We start from the raw sequence: 22,732 nt of genomic DNA on the forward strand, positions 1-22,732 counted from the left end.
TCGATTTAAAGAAATGAAACATACACTTACTAATATGGGTTTATTAAGATGTAAATACCACGCAAGCTTATATGACGTATAAAGCCGTAGCAGAAGTGCTAGATTATCAGTATAGAAAAATGGATGCTTTAGTTGGCTAGTTTTTATCGCCGCTGATTATTTTAAATAAAAAACCTGCCAGTCAAATGATTGGCAGGTTTTTTAATGTAAACGGCTTTAAAGGGTGCTAAAAGTGCATTTCTATTACCAATACTCAAGCAGGCACGATAGTCAGCTGCTCGGCTAAGCTAAAGAAAGGTTTTGCTGCGCATTTAAAGTCTAGGCTAGATTCTAAGTGATTCAAGTGTTGATTAATCAGCAATAACAGACCTTCTTCATCCCTGTTTTCAATGGCATTTACCATGCCAAGATGTTCGTCTTCAGCGCAGTTAGATGAGCCAACTTTGTTATATAGCCCAATGATTAGCGTGGTACGTAATGTAAGTTCACTCAAAAACCGCTCTAAAACTGTATTGCCTGAAATCATCGCCAACTGCATATGGAAAGTGCGAGATAGGCGTAGCTCAGCGGGCTTATCACCTTGCGCCCGCGCGTCAGCTTCGGCAGCTATCGTAGCACGCATGTCAGCAATGTCTTGCAGCTTGGCATTTTTGATTACTTTACGGGCGAGTGTACGCTCAATCGTGCGCCGTGCTTCAAACACATCACCTGCTTCTTTCGGTGACGGAGTTGAAACAAAAGCGCCGCGGTTGGGCTGTAATTGCACCACATGCATTGTTGCAAGGGTAGAGAGTGCTCGCCTCACATTGGCTCTATTGCAGTTAAACAAGTCACTCAGCATCTGCTCGCCAAGCTTTGTTCCAGCGGGCAAGCGTTGCTCTGACACCGCAGCGGTGATGGAGTTAATAATAGTTTGCTCGGGTATTTCATCGAGCACAGGAACTGTTTGTTTGGTTTTCTCTATTTTCATAGACGCAATTATAGTGTGCGACTGTTATCGCTACAACAAATATTAAAAAAATAGATTGTTTTGTTAACAATAATAGTTAACAATGATTGTTAACAAATATAACATGCTGCTGATCTGTGAATAATGACGATAACCTATGAATAGCGAGGCTCTATGAAAATTCTAGTGATGAATCCAAACTCGACCACTTCTATGACCGATAAAATCGTTGAAAGCGCGCGTCAAAAAGCCAGTGCAGGTACGACCATTATTGGCGCTTCTGGAACGGATTCGCCTGCATCTATTCAAGGGCATCATGATGAAGCGCTCTCTGTCCCTGGTTTGATTAAACGCTTACAACAAGCGGAACAAGAAGGAATTGATGGTGTGGTCGTCGCCTGCTTTGATGACCCAGGTATTGGTGCTTGCCGCGAAGTGTTTTCAGGTCCAGTTATTGGAATTTGTGAAGCGGCGGTCAAAGCCGCTAGTATGATTTCAACCTCTTTTAGTGTGGTCACCACCTTGCCACGTTCTGTACCCGTGATTGAAGATCTGATTCATGGTTATGGTTTATCTCATCGCTGTAGAAAAGTACGCTCTGCTGCCATACCCGTGCTTGCTCTTGAGGAAGCTGGCTCTGGTGCCCGTGAAAAAGTTCGTGATGAAATTTTACGTGCAGTACATGAAGACAACTGCGAAGCGGTGGTTTTGGGCTGTGCTGGGATGGCAGACCTAACAGAATGGCTGACTGCGGAAACGGGTGTGCCTGTGATTGATGGTGTGACTGTGGCTACTCGTATGATTGAGGCATTGGTTGGCTGTGGTCTAAAAACCAGTAAAATTGGCGCCTATGCAGCACCTATCCAACATTAAATAGAAATGGACGAAACAGCTATTAACCAATAAATATTCAACATTCTCAAGGAAGGAGAAGGTGATGGACAATATTCAAGGAGCCGTTGCTACGGCAGGCGTAAAAACAATAGAGCATAAAGGGGTTGGTGAAGAGAGCCTAGCGCCGCAAACCACACGAATTATGGGCTCTTGGTCTTATTTATTTACTTGGTTAGGTGGGTGTGTCTCTATTGGTACCTTCACCGTTGGGTCAGGTTTGGTTGGTACCCTTAACTTATTACAAGTAGTGCTAGCAATCGCCATTGGTTGTACGGTTATTGGTGCAGCGCTTATGATTAACGGTCGCGCAGGTCATAAATATGGTATCCCATTTATGGTGCAAAGTCGTTCATCTTTTGGTTTCACTGGTAGTCGCATACCAGCACTGGTGCGCTCTGTACCTGCGATTGTCTGGTTTGGCTTCCAAAGTTGGATTGGTGCCGGTGCCTTGAACTTAGTATCTGATGCCTTGTTTGGCTACAGTAATATAGTCGTCTTCTTTGTTGGTTTTCAGTTTTTACAAATTGGTCTGTCCGTTTTGGGTTTTCATGGTATCAAATGGCTCGAAAACATTGGCTCAATTTTTATTATTGGTTCACTGATTTACATGTTTATTAGTGTGATTAATAAATATGGTGATGTGATTTCAACCAATCTTATCAATACAGAAGGGACTTGGGGAGCGCCATTTTGGGGCGCAACCATGCTGTTTTTAGGCGTTTACAGTACGATGATGCTTAACGTCTCCGACTATTCGCGTGAACTAAAAGAAGATGTTGGTCTTTTTCGTCAAGTAGCCATCTATGCCAACTCTATCCTACCTGCAACATTGTTTATGGGTCTAATTGGTGTGATGGTGACCAGTGCGACTGGTGAAGTTGATCCTATCAAGGTATTTTCTAGCGCCGTTGATAACAAACCTTTATTAATCATTACGATGCTTTTCATTGCTTTTGCGCAGGTCACTACCAATATCTTAAACAACGTTGTACCGCCTGCTTATGCATTAATGGATATCTTCAAAATTAAGTATAAAACCGCTGCAGTTATTGTTGGGTTGCTTGCCTTTGGAACATTCCCTTGGGAGTTGGTAAAAGATGAATCTGCTGCAGGATTAAACTTATTTATTCAAACTTATTCAGCGTTTTTGGGTCCTATATTTGCCATCTTAGTCGTTGACTACTATTTCTTACGTAAGCAAAAGCTGGATCTTGACAAGCTATATGATGAGAACGGTCCCTATAAGGGCGTCAACATGGCAGCTGTTATCGCTATGGTAGTGGGGATTGCAGTCGCTCTACTATTCTCAAGTATCTCTTGGTATGCAAGCTTAATTCCAGCAGGCGCTATCTATTGGATCTTGATGTTAAAGATGCCGGCTGCACAGCGTTTTATGTCATAATTTTTTCAAATGTTTAGACAAAAACCCTATAGCAGTGAACTCTGCTATAGGGTTTTTGCGTGAGGTGCTAGACTAAGACTACAGTTAATTTCAGCCCTAAAAAACTGACGACAGCCACAGTCTTAGTTTTAATGACCATAATGGTTGAATGCCTGTAAGCCCTTGGCTCATCTCGCCATTTTTTAATATGACATAAGAGGGCGTGACTTGCCCTTGCCAATCATCAAAGATAGCGCCTTCTTTATCGTTTACAGTATTAAAACTATAATTGTTTTGCTTAAGGTAGCTGTGTAACTCTTGGTCAGAGCCGGACTTGATAGCGACCGTAACAACTGGATAGTTATTTTCTGCAGCCAACGCATTAATATTCGGTGAGGTCACGCTACATATCGGACACCACGTACCCCAAAAATAGACCAGCGTGGGTTTATCCGCACTCATTGCTGCCAAATCAATACTCTGCCCTTGATAATCCATCAATTGCAACTGTGGATTGGCTGGCATGACCGGCTGTCGCCACCAGTTAACAGCAGTATAAATAATGGCAAATACCAAGCCGTAGAGCAGCACAGTTTTAATAAGTGACAGTGCTTTTTGCTTGGGTGTCTTTTTAGGTTTCTCAATCGTCTTGTCGATATCAGTCGTCATATTGGCTGCTTTTTTGCTCGGTGGCTTTTATAAGCCGTTTTTAATAGATAAAAATATACGGCTGAATGGTCAGCCGTATTATTCAATACATTAAGGATTTTAGTCGAGATGATTAAGGTTTTTGGGCGCGGTTTTGTAATGGATCGCCTAAAAGTACGCTACCAGAGTTTTCACGGCGCTCTTCATCACTCAACTTGCTCGCTGGAATTTTGGATTTTCGCTTCCATTTTAAGCTAAATAAGTCATCACGGCGATCAAGCAAATTGTGGACCGAACCTTCGTTACGGACGTGAGTGAGCTTGTCTAAATTCACATCTGAAAAGAAAACCATCTCAGTGTTGGCCGTCGTTTCTGCCATAATCGCGTCATGCGGGAATGCAAAATCTGACGGTGAAAAAATAGACGACTGCGCGTACTGAATGTCTAAGCTCTCAACTTGCGGTAAGTTACCCACTGATCCACAAATCATCACATAACATTCGTTTTCAATGGCTCGCGCTTGAGCACAGTGGCGCACACGTAAGTAGCCGTTTTTGGTATCTGTCCAAAAAGGCACGAACAAAATATCCATATCGTCGAGCGCCAACAAGCGGGCAAGCTCAGGGAATTCAACATCATAACAGACCAAGATACCAATACGACCAGCATCCGTATCAAATACTTTGACCTCATCACCGCCTTCGATAACCCAAGCGCTACGCTCATGAGGGGTAATATGGATTTTTCGTTGCTCTTCTACCGTACCGTCGCGGCGACATAGATAACTGACATTGTACAGCGTGTCGTCTTCATCTAGTAATGGCATGGAGCCCATAATAACGTTAACGTTATAGCTGACCGCTAAATGCGATATTTCGTTTTTAAACCACTCGGTATAACCTGCCAAAAAGCGAATCGCAATGTTTTGATCCGTTGACTCACACAAACCCATCAATGGCGCGTTAAAAAATTCTGGCAAGCAGGCAAAGTCTGAGTTGTAATCAGCCATAACGTCGACAAAGAATTCAACTTGCTGCAACAGCTCTTCTGGCGACTCAACTTCACGCATCTGCCACTGGATACCGCCGATACGCACTTCAGATTTGCGCGTATTGGGCTTATAGTCTTTGGGTTCATAATAAATATTTGCCCACTCAAGTAAGGTCGCAAAGCCTTTAGACTGTTTGTCATCTGGCAAATAAGCGGTCAAAATACGCTTGACGATAAAACCATTCGATAATTGGAAGGAAAGCGCAGAATCATGAATTTCGCGTGAGGCAACCGCATCGATATAGTCACCGGGCGTTAAATCTTGATGGTTATGGTAGTTTGGAATACGACCACCAGCTAAAATAGCTCGGAAGTTCAACTGACGACAAAGCTCTTTACGGGCATCATACAGCCTGCGACCCAAGCGATAACCACGATATTCAGGGTCAATGAGAGCGTCTAAACCATAGATAGCATCGCCTTCAGGATTGTCTCTGATAATCTCTTTATGACCAATCAAGTCATCATAGGTATGTGGATTAGAAAACTTTGCATAATCAACGCGCATAGATAATACGATACCAATCAGCTCGTCATGATCAAATAAAGCAATCTGCCCTTCTGGGAAAGCGTCAATCAAAGTATGAATTGTATTCTTTGACCATGCGCCGCCTAAATTAACATAGACTCGATCCATTAACGCTTTAAGTTGCGGGTAGTCTTTTTTCTTAATCTCAGCAATCGTTAAATGAAAGTCTTCTGGTTTTTCTATCTTACTCATAAAATTCCTGTCTGTTGTTTCTGTATGCGGGTGTTAATAAGTGATATTGATAAATGAAGGTAAGACACATCTTGTGATTAATTTTTATATAAGTGGGATAAATAACGGCAAACTTAAGTCTCAACTTAAGGACAAGGTTTCGGCATAACAATGTTGAGAAAAATATACCAATAGGCTGTGAGAATCGTTACAATCATTTATCTGTGTATTTACAATAAGTTATAAGGATCGTTTCTCATATGATCTATTTTAATGAGGCATTTTTATAAGTTTGCAAGTGGCTCTATCGCACTTCAAGGGTGCTTTGGCTGCCTTTTGACGTACATTGACTGCTGATTATAGTTTTATTGAAGTAAATGCCGACTGGTATGATATCAAGCTCATGAGCTAATGACAGTCAAACGTCGTAAAGATTTGCTAGGTTTTTGTGAGTCTTTCTGCCCCGTATAGACATCATTTGATAAATTTATACTTAATTTTATTTGGTTGTTTTCCCTTGCTCATATTTGATATTAACCCGTTAGGAATTTTTAATGACGCCTGAAATTCATACTGCTTTTAGAACATTAGATGACATTGAAGATACTGCACTGGTGCAATTGGTGTACGTCAGTAGCATAACGCTTAGTTCGCGTTTTAGTACGACGATATTCGAAGAAGTAGAAAGTCATGCGCGTAATTATAATCAGCAGCAGGGTATTACAGGCACGTTATGCTATGGCAATGGGCATTTTTTGCAATGCATTGAGGGTGAAAAGGCCAAAGTACTGACGCTAATTCAGCGTATATATGTCGATACACGTCATAAAAACATTCAAGTGCTATTAGTGCAAGTCATCAAGCAGCGCAGTTTTTCTGATTGGCGTATGCGCTTACTGTTTTTGGAACGTTGGTTATGGTCACCTGCGACCAAAAAACAAGCAGCACAGCTATCACCGTTTTTGCCATTTTCGCCCCACGATTGGAGACCCGATCATACTGAATTATTCTTACAAGTGATCAAAAATTTTGATACGCCGCCTCATATCAATGCAGCGGGCATCACTTACAATGCGCTAGGTAATATGGTGCGCCATGTCGCTGCGCCGCATCAGGCTTTTTTAGTTATTCAGGGTTTTTTGAGTGTGCTGCTCGTCGCAGGTTTAGCGCTGCTGTATGTATAGTTTATGCTACTTTAGAAAGATATAGGCGATTCACTTAAATATATCGTACTAGGGCGTGTCCTCATTTCAAAAATGGTGATAAAAATGAGATAAATTGCAGTCAAACGAGGAAAATAGCGCAGATGATATCGGGATATTAACCAGCTATTTAACGATGTTTGGCAAAATTTAGCCATTTTTAGCCCGTTTAGATATGATCAGTTGAATTGAGGACACGCCCTAGTGTTATTTGAGCATAAAAAAAGACGCTAATCTTATCAATTGCGCGTCTTTCTATTTATCTTTAATAATTAAAGATATATCAGGAGTAAAAACGCCTTACATATCAAAAATCTTACCACGGTTCATAATATTATTGGGATCAAAGACCTTTTTGACTTCGCGTAAATAATCAATCTCAATCTCACTGCGGCTATAATGTAGATACGGCTTTTTAGTCATACCAACGCCATGCTCAGCAGAGACTGAACCGCCATATCTTTGCACTGTTTCAAACACGTGTTTGTTGACGACTTGACACTCGCTGAAGAAATCGTCTTTACTCATGTTTTTAGGCTTTAAGATATTCAGATGCAAGTTACCATCACCGATATGACCGAACCAACAGACTTCAAAGTCAGGGTAGTTGCTACTGACGATATGATCAATCTCAGCGATAAACTCAGGGACATAGCTTATTAGTACCGAGACATCGTTCTTATAAGGGGTAAATACTGAGATGGTCTCAGAGATGTATTCGCGCAGCTTCCATAGCTCTTCCGCTTGCGCTAGACTTTGACTCATCACACCATCAACGACCCAACCTTGCTCCATACAATCTTCAAATATCGCCATGGCTTTATCCATGATAGGCTCGTATGGCGCTTCAAATTCTAATAGCGTATAGAATTTGGTGCGTGATTCAAATGGCTCTTGTACTTGACCGTGTGCCATCAGCTTATCAATCGCTACGTCATCAAAGAATTCAAATGCCGTTAAGTCAATCTGCGCTTGAAAGGCAGATAGCACATTCATAACATCATTAAAGCTGTCCATGCCTAAGACCATGACGTTTAAATCTTGCGGCTGACGCTCAAGTTTGATTTGTGCATGAGTGACAAAGCCTAGCGTACCTTCGCTACCGATAAACAATTGGCGCAAATCATAGCCGGTGGCATTTTTGACCATACCGCGATTGAGTTGCAAGATATCGCCTTTACCAGTCACCACGGTCAGCCCCATGATCCATTGACGGGTCATACCATAGCGTATCACTTTAATACCGCCAGCATTGGTGCCAATATTGCCACCGATTTGACTGGAGCCAGCAGAAGCAAAATCGACAGGGTAGTAGAGGTCTTTCGATTCAGCAAACTGTTGCAACTGCTGCGTGACCACACCGGCTTCAATCTCAACCATACGATCGGCAGGATAAAATTGTCCGATATGGTTCATCTTATCCATACTGACCACAATCTCACCATTGGCAGCGACTGCACCCGCAGACAATCCCGTACGACCGCCACTTGGCGTCAATACCACATCATGCTCATTGGCAAGCAGTACAATCGCTTGCACTTGCTCGGTGGTTTTTGGAAAGACGATGGCAGCAGGTGCGGGTGCAAAGTGCTTGGTCCAGTCTTTACCCCAATGCTCTAAACTTTCACTATCAGTTTTAATTTGGCTGGCATCAAACTGATGGGCGTCAAGCAGAGCGCTGAGGATGGTTTGAACAGCAGCTGCATGGGTTTCAGATAGGGTTTGGCTAGATAAAGAAGTCATGGTCAAATCTCGGTATCAACGTGAGTGCTATGCATAGAGGGGATTATTATGGGAATTATCATATAACCAAATGGCTATAACTGAACGTGTTTAATGGTGTATGTTATTAAGGGAATATTAGCGATATATATTATTGCAATTTAATAGTCGTCGCAATCGTAGAGTGTTATTAGTTTGCCTCTGTATATGCGTACATAGCATAAAGAAGGGGTGCTTTCTCATTTGGATAGCAGGATTCACTATAGCATAAAAAGTTTTCAGGATTGATAACCAATAATTCATCTAATCTGCTAACATCGCCGCCCAATTTTGTGTAAGATATCCAGACTCTTTTCGTTTCATTCATCCAAGCTTATCCCTCAGATGATTTTTATAAGACAATTATAGGACAGTTCTCACATGGCGTTATCACTCCAAAAAGACAAAATCCGGTTTTTATTGCTTGAAGGTCTGCACGACAATGCTTTAAAAGTATTAAAAGATGCTGGTTATCAAAACATTGAAAATATCAGTCATGCATTGGATCAAGATGAGCTGATTGAAAAGATTAAAGATGCTCATTTTATCGGTATTCGCTCGCGCACGCAGCTGACACGTGAAGTGCTTCAGCATGCACATAAGCTTATCGGCATTGGTTGCTTTTGTATTGGTACCAATCAAGTAGATTTAGATGCTGCTCGTGAATTCGGTATTCCGGTCTTCAATGCGCCATTCTCAAACACCCGTTCGGTCGCTGAGTTGGTACTTGCTGAAGCCATCATGCTCTATCGCGGTATCCCTGAAAAGAGTGCCACTGTACATCGCGGTGGTTGGGGTAAGTCTGCGACTAACTCACATGAAGTACGCGGCAAAACCATCGGTATCGTCGGTTACGGCTCTATTGGCTCGCAGCTGTCTGTATTGGCTGAAAGCTTTGGTATGAAAGTTATCTATCATGATGTTTTGACCAAACTGCCACTAGGTAATGCAGTCCAAGTAGCTAGCTTAGAAGAGCTGTTATCTACTGCTGATATCGTGACTTTGCATGTACCTGATCTGCCAAGCACACGCTACATGATGGGCGCGGCGCAGTTTGCGCATATGAAAGACGGCAGCTACTTTATCAATGCTGCGCGTGGTACTTGTGTCGAGATTGATGACCTTGCTGCCGTGCTTGAATCTGGCAAAATCTTGGGTGCAGCAATTGATGTGTTCCCAAAAGAGCCAAAATCTGCTGATGAAGAGTTTGAGTCACCACTGCGTAAGTTCGATAATGTTATCTTGACTCCGCATATCGGTGGCTCAACGCAAGAAGCACAGGCAAATATTGGACTGGAAGTTGCAGATAAGTTTGTGCGATATTCTGACCAAGGCGATACAGCAACGGCGGTCAACTTCCCAGAAGTATCGATTCCGTTTAAAGAAGGCACGCATCGCCTGCTGCATATCCACAGAAACGTACCAGGCGTCCTGTCACAGATTAACCGTCTGTTTGCTGAAGCAAATATCAATATCTTGGCGCAGAGCTTGATGACAGAAGGCGATGTCGGCTATCTCGTTATGGATGTCGATTATAATGACTCAACCGCGGCTTTAGATCAGCTAAAAGACGTTCAAGAGACAATTCGTGTGCGTATTTTGTTTTAAGCATATCTGTATTTAATTAGAATTTATCGTTGTTATATCAATAGCAGGCAATTTAATAAATTGTCTGCTATTTTTTTGACTTAAATCAAGCAATTGCATCGTTCAATCACGGTATTGATGCTTTTTATATATGAGTAAAACAAACTATAGCTAATGTAAGTTTTACATTCACTATACTTATTTTTATATAAGTTAACATTATCTTAATTATGGGGTCTTATTGATAATCTAAACTACACCAGTACATTAAGCCTATAATGATAAATATATTTTTAATGAACAACATGATTAATTATGTTTTCGAGGTAAATCACGGTTATGTTCTGCAGATAAGCATACTTAAAATAGTAAATAGCTTGCTGGAGAATGTAATTCATTTGACACATACAATTGACTGGATAGGATGATTCATGAAAAACAACTTACTCAAAGCAGCTGCACTAGGTAGCGTATTGGCTATGACGGCGACAGCGAGTTATGCAGCAGGCGATCAAGACAAGTATCAGTTATCTAGCCATATTTTAGATATTAGTACTGGTAAGCCTGCGCCAGACGTGAATGTAAGATTGATGATGCAAGAGAAGACTGGCAGTTGGAAATTGGTGAATACGCAAAAGACCGATGCCAATGGTCGTATTGGGACTTTTCTGCCAAATGACGCTGGCGTACAACATGATGGTACTTATAAGCTGATTTTTGAGACCACGCCATATTTTCAGAATCAAGGTTTGAAATCTTTCTATCCGTATGTTGAAGTGAACTTCAATATCGAAGGCGACAATCATTATCATGTGCCAATCACTTTGTCAGCATACGGCTATAGTACCTATCGCGGTAGCTAAAGTTGTGATGTTAAGACCTAAAGATAATTAAATGCGCAAAAAAGAGATGCCCCGTTAAGTGATTAACGGGGCATCTCTTTTTATCATATTTTACATATTTCTAAGGCATAAATTTAGCCAGCTTTAGTTTTATTGGCTGCGTCTGCTTGACGGCGAGCTTCGATCTTAGCTGCTTTGCGCTTCTCAATGACATCAATGACGTCACTACCGATATGGGCTTCACCACGTTTTTGTGCCAATTGCATTTGATGCTCACGCTCACGAAAGCGTGCTTTTTGCTCGTCAGTCGCTTTATCGATACAGTGCGGACATGACTCACCCTTTATGTAGGCAGGGCTTTGCATCTCATCTTGCGTAATCGGCATACGACAGGCAAAACACTGCTCATAGCTACCTTTTTCTAAGTTGTGATTGACTGAGACACGGTTATCAAAGACGAAGCAATCGCCTTCCCACATAGAATCGCTGGCAGGTACTTCTTCTAGATATTTTAAAATGCCGCCCTCTAAATGATAAACCTCTTCAAAACCTTGCTCGCGCATAAATGCCGTTGATTTTTCGCAGCGTATACCACCCGTACAGAACATGGCGACTTTTTTGTGCTTGCTTGGGTCTAGCTCTTTTGCCACGTATTCTGGGAACTCGCGGAAGGTTTCAGTATTAGGATTGACCGCATTTTGGAACGTACCAATTTTTACTTCATAATCATTACGTGTATCGATCAGAATGACATCAGGATCTGAGATTAGGGCATTCCAGTCGCTTGGCTTGACATAGCGCCCTACCGATTGCAATGGATCGATATTCTCTACACCCATGGTAACAATTTCCTTTTTAAGCTTCACCTTAGTACGATAAAAAGGCTGGGCATTGGTATAAGATTCTTTAAAAGTAAAACTACCGATTTCTTTGATACTACGCAGATAGTCTAGGACGTTATCAATACCTTGGCGGCTGCCAGAAATCGTTCCATTAATACCTTCGCTGGCAATTAGCAAGGTGCCTTTGACGTCATTGTCGAGCATGGTATTTAGAATTGGGTCGCGGTACTTTTCAAAGTCAGCAAAGCGCGTAAACTTATAAAGAGCGGCAACGACAATATTATTGGTCACGCTGTCGTATTCGGTCGCATGGGTTGATGCTTTTACGTTATCAGTCTGTGAGGTACTCATGTTTTTCTCCTGCTGGCTAGGTCGCAAACCTAGTGCATTGGGTTTTAGGGATTATGTAAATTCATAACACTAGTATAATTGTGGAATTAACTAAATACTGGCGCAGTTTAACAAATTTTGCAGTGTTTTTAAATGTTTTATAGAAGATCGATTATAGGTGTTTAAAGAAGTTTTAGACTACTCATTATCCATCTATAAGGTTAGACTCATAAGGTGCAAGGATAAAATAACGTTAATGGATACATGCGTAACCTAGCCTAGCAATTAATCAAACTATCAGCCGATATTCTGTACCGACTTTAGATAGCTTACCTCATGATATGGTTGAACGTACTTTAGCTGTTCAGGAAAAAGCCAAATTTATTCCCAATATATTCCTAGCGCTAGCCTATTGCCCAGCAGAGTTTAGAGCTTTTTTTGCTTATTATTATGCCGTCATGGAACAAGAGGGGAGTACGCTAAGTCCTGCTGAAAAGGAGATGATCATTGTCATGAACATGCAGTCTAATGCAGAATTCTATACGATGGGGCGTGAGGTAAGAAATTAGGTAAGTAGTTAAGCCTGTTAATCGTCAGTTAAATAGTTACGTTTCTAAACACAAAAAATCCAGCTCATAGGCTGGATTTTTTATTGACTAAGAGTTTTAAAACTAATTTATTTATAGCTTATTTACTCTGAAACCAAGTATCGGCTTTGCTGCGAGCACTAGCGATATCAGCACTGGATAAGTTTAATGCCAATTGACCAATTTTGCCACGGGCTTTATTACGGACTTTTTCATCGAGCATGCCATCACGAGCAGCCAAGTCGTACCATTTATAAGCATCGACTAGATTTTTTTGCTTTTCATCTAATAAGGCAAGTGTATAGCTAGCACGGTTATCACCACGCATAGCGGCTTTTTCTAACCAACCACGCGCTTGTTGTAGGTTTGGTTGTACACCTTCACCGCGCAAGTACATGATGGCTAAGTTAAGCTGAGCAGGGGCAACGCCTTGCTGAGCCGCTTTGGTATACCACTGAACCGCTTGTTTGGTATTTTGAGCAATGCCTTCGCCTTTTTGCAAACGCTTGGCCAGATAAAATTGAGCATGATCGTTACCTTGAGCCGCGCGATTGGACAGCTCGCTAATAGGCATTAGCTCAAAACGTGACGTATCAAGTGGTACGTTTGATATTAACTCAGCGTTGGCAAAACCTGCACAAGAAAAAATGGCAGTAAACAACGCAGCTTTTAATAATTTCATAGCAGCTCCAAAATTAGGCAGTTAATAAGCAAAAAAAATTGTCCCGCTAAACATTGTCTCGCTAAAGACAGTTAAACGGCGATAACAATTAGGCGACATCTTGCAAGACCAACTTACCTAATTATTAGCAATATAATTAATCGTTATCATGTGCCAATAGATTCCAATAAAGCCGACAAACGGTATTAATCGGGGTGCAGTTGACACTATTTCGCTAGCTTAACACCCAAACTTACGAAACTCAAATACTAATTACACGATTTACTGCCTATCTATACCTCGTTGTCCTCAATAAAATCATAGAGTTACTCAGGTGTAAGAATAGATTAAGACTCTATTAAGGTTAAAATTGTACTTATGGGTGTCAATATTACTTTTAATAAGAGCTAGCAGTAGCAAATATCATTTAGGTTTTTGTTTGGTGACGCGATAAATAGCGACATCTGCCAGTAGGTTTGGCGCTTGTCTTATCAATGCTGTCATCAACGGTGAATGCCCTTTTTCAGAATCACTGACGGCAAAACGGTTGATAATATGAATATCATGCTGCGCGCACAGTTTCTCAAAATCTTTAAAGGTGCATAGATGAATATTTGGGGTGTTGTACCACTCATAAGGCAGCGCTTCTGAGACCGGCATAATACCTTTCAAACCCAAATGTATTCGGTTCTGCCAATGGGCAAAATTAGGAAAAGTAATAACCGCTTCACGAGCGACGCGCAGCATATCAAGCAACAGTATATCGGGCGATTTGACGGCTTGTAGTGCACGTGCCATTACTACAGTATCAAAACTATTATCAGCGAAACGCGCCAAGCCGTCATTCAAGTCTTGCTCAACAATGGATAAACCATTAGCGATGGCTTCATTGATTTTGTCCTCGTCAATCTCAAGTCCATAACCCGTTACGCCGCGATTTTGCTGTAAATGCGCGAGCAGCTCGCCATTACCACAGCCTAGGTCAAGCACATGTGAGTGTGGGGCAATCCAACGCTCAGCCAATTGATGATCCATTCTCATGAGCGCGCTCCTAATGTTTTTTGACTGTTTTGGTCTCGCTTATCAGTCATAAATGGTGCATTTAGGAAGCCTTTGACAGCGCCCATATAACGCGGAATATCAAATAAAAAAGAATCATGCCCGTGCGGTGCATCGACATTGATATAGCTGACCGGTTTACCAGTCGCCATCAGCGCATCGACAATCTCTTGTGAGCGCTCGGGAGCAAAACGCCAATCCGTGGTAAATGACACAATCAGATACTGGCATTCAGTATGGGCAAAGGCGGCTTTCAATGCGGTCAGCTCTTGATGATTGCTTGCACTTATGTTGTCGATATCCGCACTGTCCGCTAAAGTATTTGCCAGCTCTTTTTCGTTACTGTCCGCTTTTACAGATTCAGCCAGGGACGAGGCTAAAGATTCTGGTGACGAATCTATAGCAGACTCTAATGGATAATCCCGTGTCGGGTCAAAGTAATCTAGCGCTTTGGTCATGAGCAAATAGGTATTGGCATCGAAATTTTCGCTAAAACGCTCACCTTGATAGCGCAGATAGCTTTCGACTTGGAACTCGACATCATAGCCATACATAAACTTGCCCGACTTTAAATCACGGCCAAACTTGGCTTTCATTGCATCGTCAGTTAGATAGGTAATGTGTCCTACCATTCGCGCAAGGATAAGCCCTCGGCGAGGGTAAGTGCCTGCTAGCAGATAGCGTCCGTCTTTAAAGTCAGGATCAGATAAAATAGACTGGCGTGCCACCTCATTAAAGGCAATATTTTGCGCAGACAGCTTGGGCGTACTGGCAATGACCACGCAGCGTTTTAAACGGTTTGGGTAATCTACTGACCATTGCAGCGCTTGCATACCGCCCATTGAGCCACCGACGACGGCATGCCAGACGTCAATGCCCAAGCGATCTGAAAGCATGGCTTGGGTCTTGACCCAGTCTTTGATAGTGACCAGAGGAAAGTCAGGTCCATATACTTGTGCTTGACTGCTATCTGGATTTATTGTCGTGGGACCAGTAGAGCCAAAGCAGCTACCGATATTATTAACACAGACCACAAAGAATCGATTGGTATCGATGGACTTATTGGGTCCGATCATATTGTCCCACCAGCCAGCTTTTTGATCTTCATCGCTATGAAAACCTGCTGCGTGATGACTGCCTGATAGGGCATGGCAAATAAGCACAGCGTTTGACTTGTCGATATTAAGCGTACCATAGGTTTCGATAATCAAATCGAATGATGGTAAAGTGCGATTACACTCTAGAGTTAATGGCTCAGCGAAATGAAGAGTTTGGGGCGTGACGACTCCGACTGAGTTCAATAATTCCTCAGTGTTGATTGAGCTTTTAGCATTGCCTTTAGCATTGCTTTTATCTGTGGCGGACTGGTCACTGGTATTATCAGGGCGTGCGTTCAAAGCTACCTCACAAGACAACAATCATCAATAAAATAAGAAGGACACTGTATCGACAACTCGTTTTGCCGATATTTTTAAATGGTTTGCTAAAAGCGTTTTATCTACACTGTTTTTTTGACCATGTGCTTGCCTATTGTAGGGCGATGCGCATATGAGTACAACCTTCAAGCGCAGCCTTTCATACTTAGTTTTTATGTTATTAAGCCAATCGAAAAAAATGCTGGGTCATTGCTACAGGTTTTAGACGCTATCGACGTAGGCGAGTAGTGATAACTGCGTGTCAAATTGTACAAGGACACTTTTGCCATGCGTTATAAAGGGTTAAAATGCTACACTAACGGCGTGCTCATTGAATACTGTCTTAACAATCTTTTGTAGAGCTTCCTTCATCAACTTAACTATAAAACAGTGCTGCTATGAAACCTGACCTGCCTCCCCGTATTGCCGTTTTACTTGTCAACCTTGGTACGCCAGATGAGCCGACCGCGCCAGCTGTCCGTCGTTATCTCAAACAGTTTTTGTCCGATCCGCGCGTGATTGAAATCCCAAAATTCTTATGGGCGATTATCCTCAATCTGTTTGTGCTGCCAAGTCGCCCGAAACGGGTAGCAGAAGCATATGCCAGTATTTGGGATGGCGATTCGCCAATGCGCAATATTCTTAACGCGCAAGTTGAGATGTTAGACAAGCGTTTGGCTGAACGGGCTGCGCCATTTCGCGTGTCTGTTCATGCCGCGATGAGCTACGGTAATCCGGGTTTGCCTGATGTCATGGATCAATTGCGTAGCGAAGGGGTTGACCATTTCGTCATGTTACCCGTGTTTCCGCAGTATTCGGCGACTTCAACAGGTGCGGTTTATGATGCGATTTCTAAGTGGTCGCTGAAGCAGCGTAATTTGCCCAATATAACGATAGTTAAAGATTACTTTGCTCACCCTTTATATATTAAAGCATTAGCAGATAGCATCCGTCGTTTTCAAGCGGTACATGGCAAGCCTGAAAAGCTCATGTTTAGCTTTCACGGTATTCCGCAGCCTTATGCTGATAAAGGCGACCCGTACCCGAAACGCTGTAAATGTACGGCGGCACAAGTGGCTCATGAGCTTGGTCTAAATCCAGATGAATGGATTATCAGTTTCCAGTCACGCTTTGGTAAGCAAGAATGGATTAAGCCCTATACCGATGTGGTACTCAAAGAGTGGGGCAGCTCAGGTGTGCGCTCAGTACAGATTCTTAGCCCTGCGTTTTCAGCAGACTGCTTAGAAACGTTAGAGGAATTGGCTATCGAAAACCGCGAGACTTTCCTGCATGCTGGCGGGCAAGAATACCATTATATTCCAGCGCTCAATGCTGACGAAGCACATATAGACTTGTTAGAGGCAATGAGTGCGCCATTGGTAAAAGGTTGGGCAGGGACTCTGGATGGTTGGGCATAAATGTTTTTAATATCAAATGAATATTCAAAAAAATACCGAACATCACGATCGGTATTTTTTTATCAATAATTTTCTAAAAGTACTATTTAAAAGTCATTGTCATGGCTTAGTTTTGCCGCGTCTTTGTCAGCAATGTCGGCAATACTGGGGTAGTGGCTATCATCTAAATTCTCTTCAACCAGCAACTCATCAATACGTGATTCATCGATATTTTGATGATGGACGGGGGTAAGACCTTGGGTTGCATCACTTCCGACTTGCGAATTATTAAATCCTGCATCATCGTCAAAGTCATCATTGTCGATAACATGCAGCATAGGATTGTCTAAATCGACCTCTTGGCTACCTTGGTTATCTTGACCTTCATCGATATCATTATCAATATTTTCATCACCTTCGATGTGATTCATCTCTTCTGGTAGCGGGGTTTTTGAGTGTTCCATACTGTCTTCCTTAGTTTTTATAGTTAACAAGCCTAGTAGGGTTTAAATGTGGTCGTATAGCTATTTTGTCCGCTTATCATCATTGCCTCTAGTAGTAAGGTGTCACAGGATGTTAAAAATATGTACGAAGGTTGCTTATTTAACCGTAAAAAAACGGCTGCCAAATCTTGGTAGCCGTTTAAATATTGTCATGTTACTTTTGAACTTTATAATCTAAATTTATTTAGTACCGATTTTACTATTGATAAAGCGCATTAATGAGTCAGGTGCGACTTGCGAGGCTGTATGCAGCATTTTAGCGGGAAAGCCAATAGGATAGTGAGTCCGTGACAGCTTGCGATTCGGCTGAGCGCTTAATTTACACAAGGTTTTAGCCACATCGTCAACGGTTAGATTGATGCCCAAACGGTCGATACTGGTGACCTTGATGTCTTTCGTCATGTCGGATTTTACCCACAGTGGCATGACATCAATCACTTTGATGCCTAGCTCAGCGTATTCAATGTTTAGCCCTTCGGTTAAACCGCGGACAAAGAATTTACTGGCAGAATAAGGTGCCACTTCAGATTGACCATATATCGCTGAAGCAGATGAGAGATTGATGATTTTGGCGTTTTTGCTGTCGGCTAAATGCGGCGCTAGCTTATGACAGCCGATGAGCACACCTTTACAATTGATATCAATCAATGACAATTGCTTGTCCAAGTCGGTATTGGGCAATGCGCCACTTACCAATACGCCAGCATTATTAATCAAGACATCAATACCACCAAAATTCTCCAGCATATGATCGATTGCCGTATCCCATGCTTCAGGGTCAATGACATCTAGATGACCATGGACGAGACGATTGCCTTTTAGCGCTTTTTTAAAAGTTTTATCATTAATCGCACGCTCAAGCTCAACCGTGTCAATATCAAAAAGACCGACGCTATGACCTTTTGCGAGCAATCGTTTTGCTGTCGCTAGACCGATACCGCGTGATGCACCCGTAATGAATATATTCATAATGACTCGCTTAATGATTGGTGATAAATGATGCCTGAAAAAATGCGCTAATTTTTAGTATAGCAAACTCTCTATTAAAAGTTAGCGCTAAGACAAATGCTATCATGACCAGTGATTGCTACGCTTGGCATGATGAATAGCGCTTATTAGGTGGCAAGCGTCTTTCAAACATAAGCGGTTCAAAACGCCATATATAGGTCAATGCAATCGCGTAAACGCCAGTTTCTGCCATTTCTTCAACGATCTCTCCCAAACCTTGAGGAATCATAATCGCGTTTTCGCCCATATATTCTAATAATGCCAACCCCACTATCATAAGATATAAATAAACCGGCACCGATTTTAATACTGCCCAGAGATAACGCCAGGTATACGCTAATAAACCCACGATAAGCAGATAAACTATAAGAAGTACAGCATCTTCCCACCAGTCATAGGACTGATTTAACAGTGAAAAATCGCTAGCAATAAACAACTCGGGTAAATAGTTTAACTCGCGACGGATCACCGCAAAAAACGTCAATACTGATGCCAGCCAAAAATAAAGACTTTGCTTACTTTCACTCTGCACTACATATTTCACGCAACGTAATATACAGGCTATCAGTAAGATAATGCCGGGGATTTCGATAATGCCATCTGCAGCCAAAATAAGCGCTCCTGATTTTTAGAATAAAAAAAGTGAGCGCTAAGGCTCACTTTAGACTAAAAAATAATTTGGGAAAAAATAAGATAGGTTTATTATACCGACAATGATGATACGCGACTGTTTTTTTTAGTTTACGCTGCGAGTGTCAAGTATCTTAAATAGCATTAAACCTACTTAAAATCTCCTTAAGAATCAATGCGCCTCATCCCAATTCTGACCACTATCCGTCTCAACCAATAGCGGCACTGCAAAGTTGACGTTCCAGCCTTTTCCAACTGCTGTTGCTGTTAAGACATCTTGCATAGCATTAGTAATCAATTGGCTTATCTCATCGACCTTGTCAGCATCGACTTCGAACACCAGCTCATCATGAACTTGCAGTAGCATTTTTGCCTGCTCTTTAGGTAGTACTTTGTCGACGGCAATCATAGCAAGCTTAATCAAGTCAGCTGCAGAACCTTGTAATGGTGCGTTAATCGCTGCCCGTTCAGCGCCTTGTTTGACCATGCGATTGCTGTGATTGATATCAGGGGTATAAAGCTTACGACCCAATATCGTCTCGATATAGCCATGCTCATAAGCGCTGGCACGAGTATTGATCATATAGTCTTTGACGCCAGGATAGCGCTCAAAATACATGTCAATGTAGTCTTGCGCCTCACTACGGCTCATCTGTAACTGTTTGGCTAGTCCGAAAGCGCTCATGCCATATAGCAGACCAAAGTTAATGGCTTTGGCATTACGGCGCTCGGTTGCTGTAACCTCTGCGACCTCTTTTCCTAGTACTTCGGCGGCAGTAGCGGCATGAATATCTAGCCCTTCATTAAAGGCATGAGTTAGATTTTTATCACCTGAGAAATGCGCCATCAAACGCAGCTCAATTTGCGAATAATCCGCCGCTAATATGACTCGACCTTCTGGCGCAATAAATGCTTGACGAATCAAGCGACCAGTAGCGGTACGAATAGGAATATTTTGTAAATTGGGATCAGTTGAAGATAAGCGCCCAGTACTGGTCAATGCTTGATGATAGCTGGTATGCACACGGTCAGTCTTGGCATCTGCTACATTATCAAGCGCATCGGTATAGGTGCTCTTAAGTTTAGAGAGTCCGCGATACTCTAGGGTGATATCGACCAAAGGATGGTCGATTTTTGATAAGACGGCTTCACCGGTAGAATATTGACCAGTTTTTGTTTTTTTGCCACCCACGACGCCAAGTTTATCGAATAACATCTCGCCAAGCTGCTTAGGAGAGCCAAGATTAAACTCTTCACCGGCGACTTCGTACGCACGTTTTTCTAGGGCAATGATTTCTTCATCAAAGCGTTTAGATAGCTCGTTTAAAAACGGACGCCTAATTAAGATACCGTTTGCTTCCATTTGGCACAGTATTTCCGCTGTTGGGATTTCTAGCTCGTGTAGCAGCTTAGCGTTATTGGTATCATCAGCAAGCTTTTGACTAAACAGCTCAAATAATTGATAAGTAATGTCAGCATCTTCACAAGCATAGTCGCTAGCAATATCAATCGCTACTTGATCGAAACTCACTTGCTTAGCGCCTTTACCAGCGACATCCTCAAAGCTAATGGTCTGCGTTTGCAGGTAATGCCGTGCTAAATCATCCATGCCATGACGGGTAATGGCAGCATTAATCACATAGCTGGCAAGCATGGTATCCATCGCCCAATTGTTGGGCTTGTCATGAATATTACCTAAGAGGTTTATATCATAAAGGCTAAGAATATGGGCATCATACTTTAAATGTTGACCGATTTTACCGATGTTTGGGTTTTCTAAAATAGGCTTTAAACGCGCCAAAACGGTATCGCGGTCGAGCTGTTTTGCTGTTAATTCATCGCCTTCTAGCGCATGAGTCAGCGGAATATAATAAGCTTCGTGTGCTTGCACAGCAAAAGATAAGCCAACCAATTCAGCCTGACGCCAATAGACACTCGTGGTTTCGGTATCGATAACGAAATGCGGCGCAGATGCTAACAATTGAACTAAGTTGTCAAAGGCAGACTCGTCTAAAATAGTATGCCATGCTCTATCATGAATTTTGCTATCGGTAATATCACCGATGGTGCTTGATTGTAGGGATTTAGCGATTTGCGCTTGTGACTCAGCATCAGCCTGACTATGAGCAACACTTTGCGTGCCATGCCCATTAGCGTTGGCTGGATGATTAGGGTGATCAAGTGACGCTAACTCATTTCTAAATTCGAGCTCACTATATAGCTCACGTAGCTCATCGATGTGGGCGCAAGGATCAGTGTTTATTTTTAAATCTTGCCAGTCTTGCCCCACTTCTAAATCAGTAACAATGGTTGCCAGCTGCGCGTTCATCGGAATATCATCGGCATATTCGAGCAAGTTTTTGCCAGCACGTCCTTTGATGTTAGCGACGTTTTTGAGCATATTGTCGATAGTGCCATATTCATTTAACAAGTCTTTGGCGGTCTTTTTACCAATACCGGGCACGCCTTTTATACCGTCAGAGGAATCGCCCATTAAGGTTAAAAAATCAATCATTTGCTCAGGATTGATACCGAATTTTTCAACCACGCCAGCGCTATCAGTCATCTTGCCTGTGAAGCTATCTTCTAGTATTACGCAGTCATTAATCAGCTGCATCATGTCTTTATCGCCAGTTGAGATAACCACGTGATGCCCTTCGGCAACTGCACGATAGGCGAGCGTACCGATAATATCGTCCGCTTCTGCGCCTTCGATACGTAACAGTGGAATCCCAAGCGCGGTGACCAAACGATGAATATAAGGAATCTGCTCGGCAAGCTCAATATCCATTTTTGGACGATTGGCTTTGTACTCTTCTGACATAGCATGACGAAAGGTCGGTGACTTGGTGTCAAAACAAACGGCCATATGGGTTGGATGATAACGGCGCATCAGCTTTAAAAGTGCATTGAGCGTGCCACGTATTGCATTGGTGACTAACCCTTGCGAATTCTGCATGGTTTTTGGCAGCGCATGATAGGTACGAAACAGATAATAAGAGCCATCGACCAAAATAAAAGGTGGCTGGTTTTTGTCCACATGCGTGGTGTCCATTGTCGCCACATTGGGCATCGTTGCAAAATTCGGTAGCGTATTGGGATTAATAGGCGAGTGGGAGTTGTGATCGTTGGCAGTCATAGAAAGTCACTTATCAGGTTTTGGGTCGCAAGTATTGGTCAGTAAATATTTTGCAGTAAGTATGGGGTGAAAAGATACCCTCATTATAACGATAAAAGCGCTGCGTGCCGAATAGATGATGAATGAATAGAATGCATAAACAGTTAC

19 protein-coding genes are annotated in these 22,732 nt (G+C 42.3%); 7 read left to right on the forward strand and 12 right to left on the reverse strand.

Going from position 1 to position 22,732, the window contains the following annotated elements; all coding sequences use genetic code 11:
* Window positions 1-253: 253 nt before the first annotated feature.
* Complete coding sequence (locus tag H0262_RS02555) at window positions 254-970, reverse strand: GntR family transcriptional regulator (protein WP_020442742.1); 717 nt, start codon at window positions 968-970, stop codon at window positions 254-256.
* A 153-nt stretch (window positions 971-1,123) separates the two neighbouring features.
* Here H0262_RS02555 and H0262_RS02560 point away from each other — a divergent pair, with 153 nt between their 5' ends.
* Entirely contained in the window at window positions 1,124-1,822 is a 699-nt protein-coding gene (locus H0262_RS02560; RefSeq protein WP_181209581.1) for an aspartate/glutamate racemase family protein, read from the forward strand.
* A 64-nt stretch (window positions 1,823-1,886) separates the two neighbouring features.
* Entirely contained in the window at window positions 1,887-3,245 is a 1,359-nt protein-coding gene (locus tag H0262_RS02565) for an NCS1 family transporter (protein ID WP_181209582.1), read from the forward strand.
* Window positions 3,246-3,341: 96 nt separating this feature from the next.
* On the opposite strand, the gene H0262_RS02570 is transcribed toward H0262_RS02565, so the two are convergent.
* Both H0262_RS02570 and H0262_RS02575 read right to left on the reverse strand, forming a co-directional pair.
* Window positions 3,342-3,893, reverse strand: a complete 552-nt coding sequence (locus H0262_RS02570) for a protein disulfide oxidoreductase (protein ID WP_149493180.1) — start codon at window positions 3,891-3,893, stop codon at window positions 3,342-3,344.
* Window positions 3,894-4,005: 112 nt separating this feature from the next.
* Entirely contained in the window at window positions 4,006-5,643 is a 1,638-nt protein-coding gene (locus H0262_RS02575; protein ID WP_011512775.1) for a carbon-nitrogen hydrolase family protein, read from the reverse strand.
* 533 nt (window positions 5,644-6,176) lie between these two features.
* Between H0262_RS02575 and H0262_RS02580 the strand changes: the two genes are divergently transcribed.
* On the forward strand, window positions 6,177-6,806 hold the full coding sequence (locus H0262_RS02580; protein ID WP_181209583.1) for a BLUF domain-containing protein: 630 nt from the start codon (window positions 6,177-6,179) through the stop codon (window positions 6,804-6,806).
* A gap of 318 nt (window positions 6,807-7,124) precedes the next feature.
* On the opposite strand, the gene H0262_RS02585 is transcribed toward H0262_RS02580, so the two are convergent.
* Entirely contained in the window at window positions 7,125-8,567 is a 1,443-nt protein-coding gene (locus H0262_RS02585; protein WP_181209584.1) for an FAD-binding oxidoreductase, read from the reverse strand.
* 399 nt (window positions 8,568-8,966) lie between these two features.
* On the opposite strand from H0262_RS02585, the gene serA reads away from it, so the two are divergent.
* Window positions 8,967-10,193, forward strand: a complete 1,227-nt coding sequence (gene serA / locus H0262_RS02590; protein WP_020442747.1) for a phosphoglycerate dehydrogenase — start codon at window positions 8,967-8,969, stop codon at window positions 10,191-10,193.
* A 410-nt stretch (window positions 10,194-10,603) separates the two neighbouring features.
* The gene (gene uraH / locus H0262_RS02595) at window positions 10,604-11,035 is read left to right on the forward strand and encodes a hydroxyisourate hydrolase (RefSeq protein ID WP_220432359.1); all 432 of its coding nucleotides are present in this window, start codon (window positions 10,604-10,606) and stop codon (window positions 11,033-11,035) included.
* Between the two features lie 113 nt (window positions 11,036-11,148).
* On the opposite strand, the gene H0262_RS02600 is transcribed toward uraH, so the two are convergent.
* Window positions 11,149-12,207 carry a rhodanese-related sulfurtransferase gene (locus tag H0262_RS02600; protein WP_181209585.1) on the reverse strand — a complete coding sequence of 353 codons (1,059 nt, stop codon included), beginning with the start codon at window positions 12,205-12,207 and terminating at the stop codon, window positions 11,149-11,151.
* A gap of 320 nt (window positions 12,208-12,527) precedes the next feature.
* On the opposite strand from H0262_RS02600, the gene H0262_RS02605 reads away from it, so the two are divergent.
* On the forward strand, window positions 12,528-12,755 hold the full coding sequence (locus H0262_RS02605; RefSeq protein WP_220432360.1) for a carboxymuconolactone decarboxylase family protein: 228 nt from the start codon (window positions 12,528-12,530) through the stop codon (window positions 12,753-12,755).
* 118 nt (window positions 12,756-12,873) lie between these two features.
* Here the strand turns inward: H0262_RS02605 and H0262_RS02610 are convergent, their stop codons facing one another.
* From H0262_RS02610 to H0262_RS02620, 3 genes are all read right to left on the reverse strand, one after another.
* Window positions 12,874-13,455: a tetratricopeptide repeat protein gene (locus H0262_RS02610; RefSeq protein ID WP_011512780.1), complete on the reverse strand. Its 582-nt coding sequence runs from the start codon at window positions 13,453-13,455 to the stop codon at window positions 12,874-12,876.
* Between the two features lie 402 nt (window positions 13,456-13,857).
* Window positions 13,858-14,475, reverse strand: a complete 618-nt coding sequence (gene metW, locus H0262_RS02615; RefSeq protein ID WP_011512781.1) for a methionine biosynthesis protein MetW — start codon at window positions 14,473-14,475, stop codon at window positions 13,858-13,860.
* Window positions 14,472-15,794 (reverse strand): homoserine O-acetyltransferase, encoded by a 1,323-nt coding sequence (locus H0262_RS02620; RefSeq protein WP_181209609.1) that lies wholly within the window; start codon window positions 15,792-15,794, stop codon window positions 14,472-14,474. The genes metW and H0262_RS02620 overlap by 4 nt, the downstream gene beginning before the upstream one ends.
* Before the next feature lie 512 nt (window positions 15,795-16,306).
* On the opposite strand from H0262_RS02620, the gene hemH reads away from it, so the two are divergent.
* A complete protein-coding gene (hemH, locus tag H0262_RS02625) occupies window positions 16,307-17,326 on the forward strand; it encodes a ferrochelatase (RefSeq protein ID WP_181209586.1) in 1,020 nt (339 codons plus the stop codon).
* An 86-nt stretch (window positions 17,327-17,412) separates the two neighbouring features.
* Here hemH and H0262_RS02630 read toward each other — a convergent pair whose 3' ends face one another.
* The 4 genes from H0262_RS02630 to polA form a co-directional block, all read right to left on the reverse strand.
* Complete coding sequence (locus H0262_RS02630) at window positions 17,413-17,769, reverse strand: hypothetical protein (RefSeq protein ID WP_020442752.1); 357 nt, start codon at window positions 17,767-17,769, stop codon at window positions 17,413-17,415.
* Between the two features lie 219 nt (window positions 17,770-17,988).
* Complete coding sequence (locus H0262_RS02635; RefSeq protein WP_181209587.1) at window positions 17,989-18,777, reverse strand: SDR family NAD(P)-dependent oxidoreductase; 789 nt, start codon at window positions 18,775-18,777, stop codon at window positions 17,989-17,991.
* A 118-nt stretch (window positions 18,778-18,895) separates the two neighbouring features.
* The gene (locus H0262_RS02640; RefSeq protein ID WP_181209588.1) at window positions 18,896-19,426 is read right to left on the reverse strand and encodes a hypothetical protein; all 531 of its coding nucleotides are present in this window, start codon (window positions 19,424-19,426) and stop codon (window positions 18,896-18,898) included.
* Window positions 19,427-19,618: 192 nt separating this feature from the next.
* Window positions 19,619-22,585: a DNA polymerase I gene (gene polA / locus H0262_RS02645; RefSeq protein ID WP_181209589.1), complete on the reverse strand. Its 2,967-nt coding sequence runs from the start codon at window positions 22,583-22,585 to the stop codon at window positions 19,619-19,621.
* Window positions 22,586-22,732: the final 147 nt, after the last annotated feature.

Source organism: Psychrobacter sp. D2, assembly GCF_013608135.1.
Taxonomy (GTDB): domain Bacteria; phylum Pseudomonadota; class Gammaproteobacteria; order Pseudomonadales; family Moraxellaceae; genus Psychrobacter; species Psychrobacter cryohalolentis.

Coding starts and splice junctions, on each gene's coding strand:
- H0262_RS02555 (WP_020442742.1), bottom strand. CDS start 970: ATGAAAATAGAGAAAACCAAACAAACAGTTCCTGTGCTCGATGAAATA.
- H0262_RS02560 (WP_181209581.1), top strand. CDS start 1,124: ATGAAAATTCTAGTGATGAATCCAAACTCGACCACTTCTATGACCGAT.
- H0262_RS02565 (WP_181209582.1), top strand. CDS start 1,887: ATGGACAATATTCAAGGAGCCGTTGCTACGGCAGGCGTAAAAACAATA.
- H0262_RS02570 (WP_149493180.1), bottom strand. CDS start 3,893: ATGACGACTGATATCGACAAGACGATTGAGAAACCTAAAAAGACACCC.
- H0262_RS02575 (WP_011512775.1), bottom strand. CDS start 5,643: ATGAGTAAGATAGAAAAACCAGAAGACTTTCATTTAACGATTGCTGAG.
- H0262_RS02580 (WP_181209583.1), top strand. CDS start 6,177: ATGACGCCTGAAATTCATACTGCTTTTAGAACATTAGATGACATTGAA.
- H0262_RS02585 (WP_181209584.1), bottom strand. CDS start 8,567: ATGACTTCTTTATCTAGCCAAACCCTATCTGAAACCCATGCAGCTGCT.
- serA (WP_020442747.1), top strand. CDS start 8,967: ATGGCGTTATCACTCCAAAAAGACAAAATCCGGTTTTTATTGCTTGAA.
- uraH (WP_220432359.1), top strand. CDS start 10,604: ATGAAAAACAACTTACTCAAAGCAGCTGCACTAGGTAGCGTATTGGCT.
- H0262_RS02600 (WP_181209585.1), bottom strand. CDS start 12,207: ATGAGTACCTCACAGACTGATAACGTAAAAGCATCAACCCATGCGACC.
- H0262_RS02605 (WP_220432360.1), top strand. CDS start 12,528: ATGGTTGAACGTACTTTAGCTGTTCAGGAAAAAGCCAAATTTATTCCC.
- H0262_RS02610 (WP_011512780.1), bottom strand. CDS start 13,455: ATGAAATTATTAAAAGCTGCGTTGTTTACTGCCATTTTTTCTTGTGCA.
- metW (WP_011512781.1), bottom strand. CDS start 14,475: ATGAGAATGGATCATCAATTGGCTGAGCGTTGGATTGCCCCACACTCA.
- hemH (WP_181209586.1), top strand. CDS start 16,307: ATGAAACCTGACCTGCCTCCCCGTATTGCCGTTTTACTTGTCAACCTT.
- H0262_RS02630 (WP_020442752.1), bottom strand. CDS start 17,769: ATGGAACACTCAAAAACCCCGCTACCAGAAGAGATGAATCACATCGAA.
- H0262_RS02635 (WP_181209587.1), bottom strand. CDS start 18,777: ATGAATATATTCATTACGGGTGCATCACGCGGTATCGGTCTAGCGACA.
- polA (WP_181209589.1), bottom strand. CDS start 22,585: ATGACTGCCAACGATCACAACTCCCACTCGCCTATTAATCCCAATACG.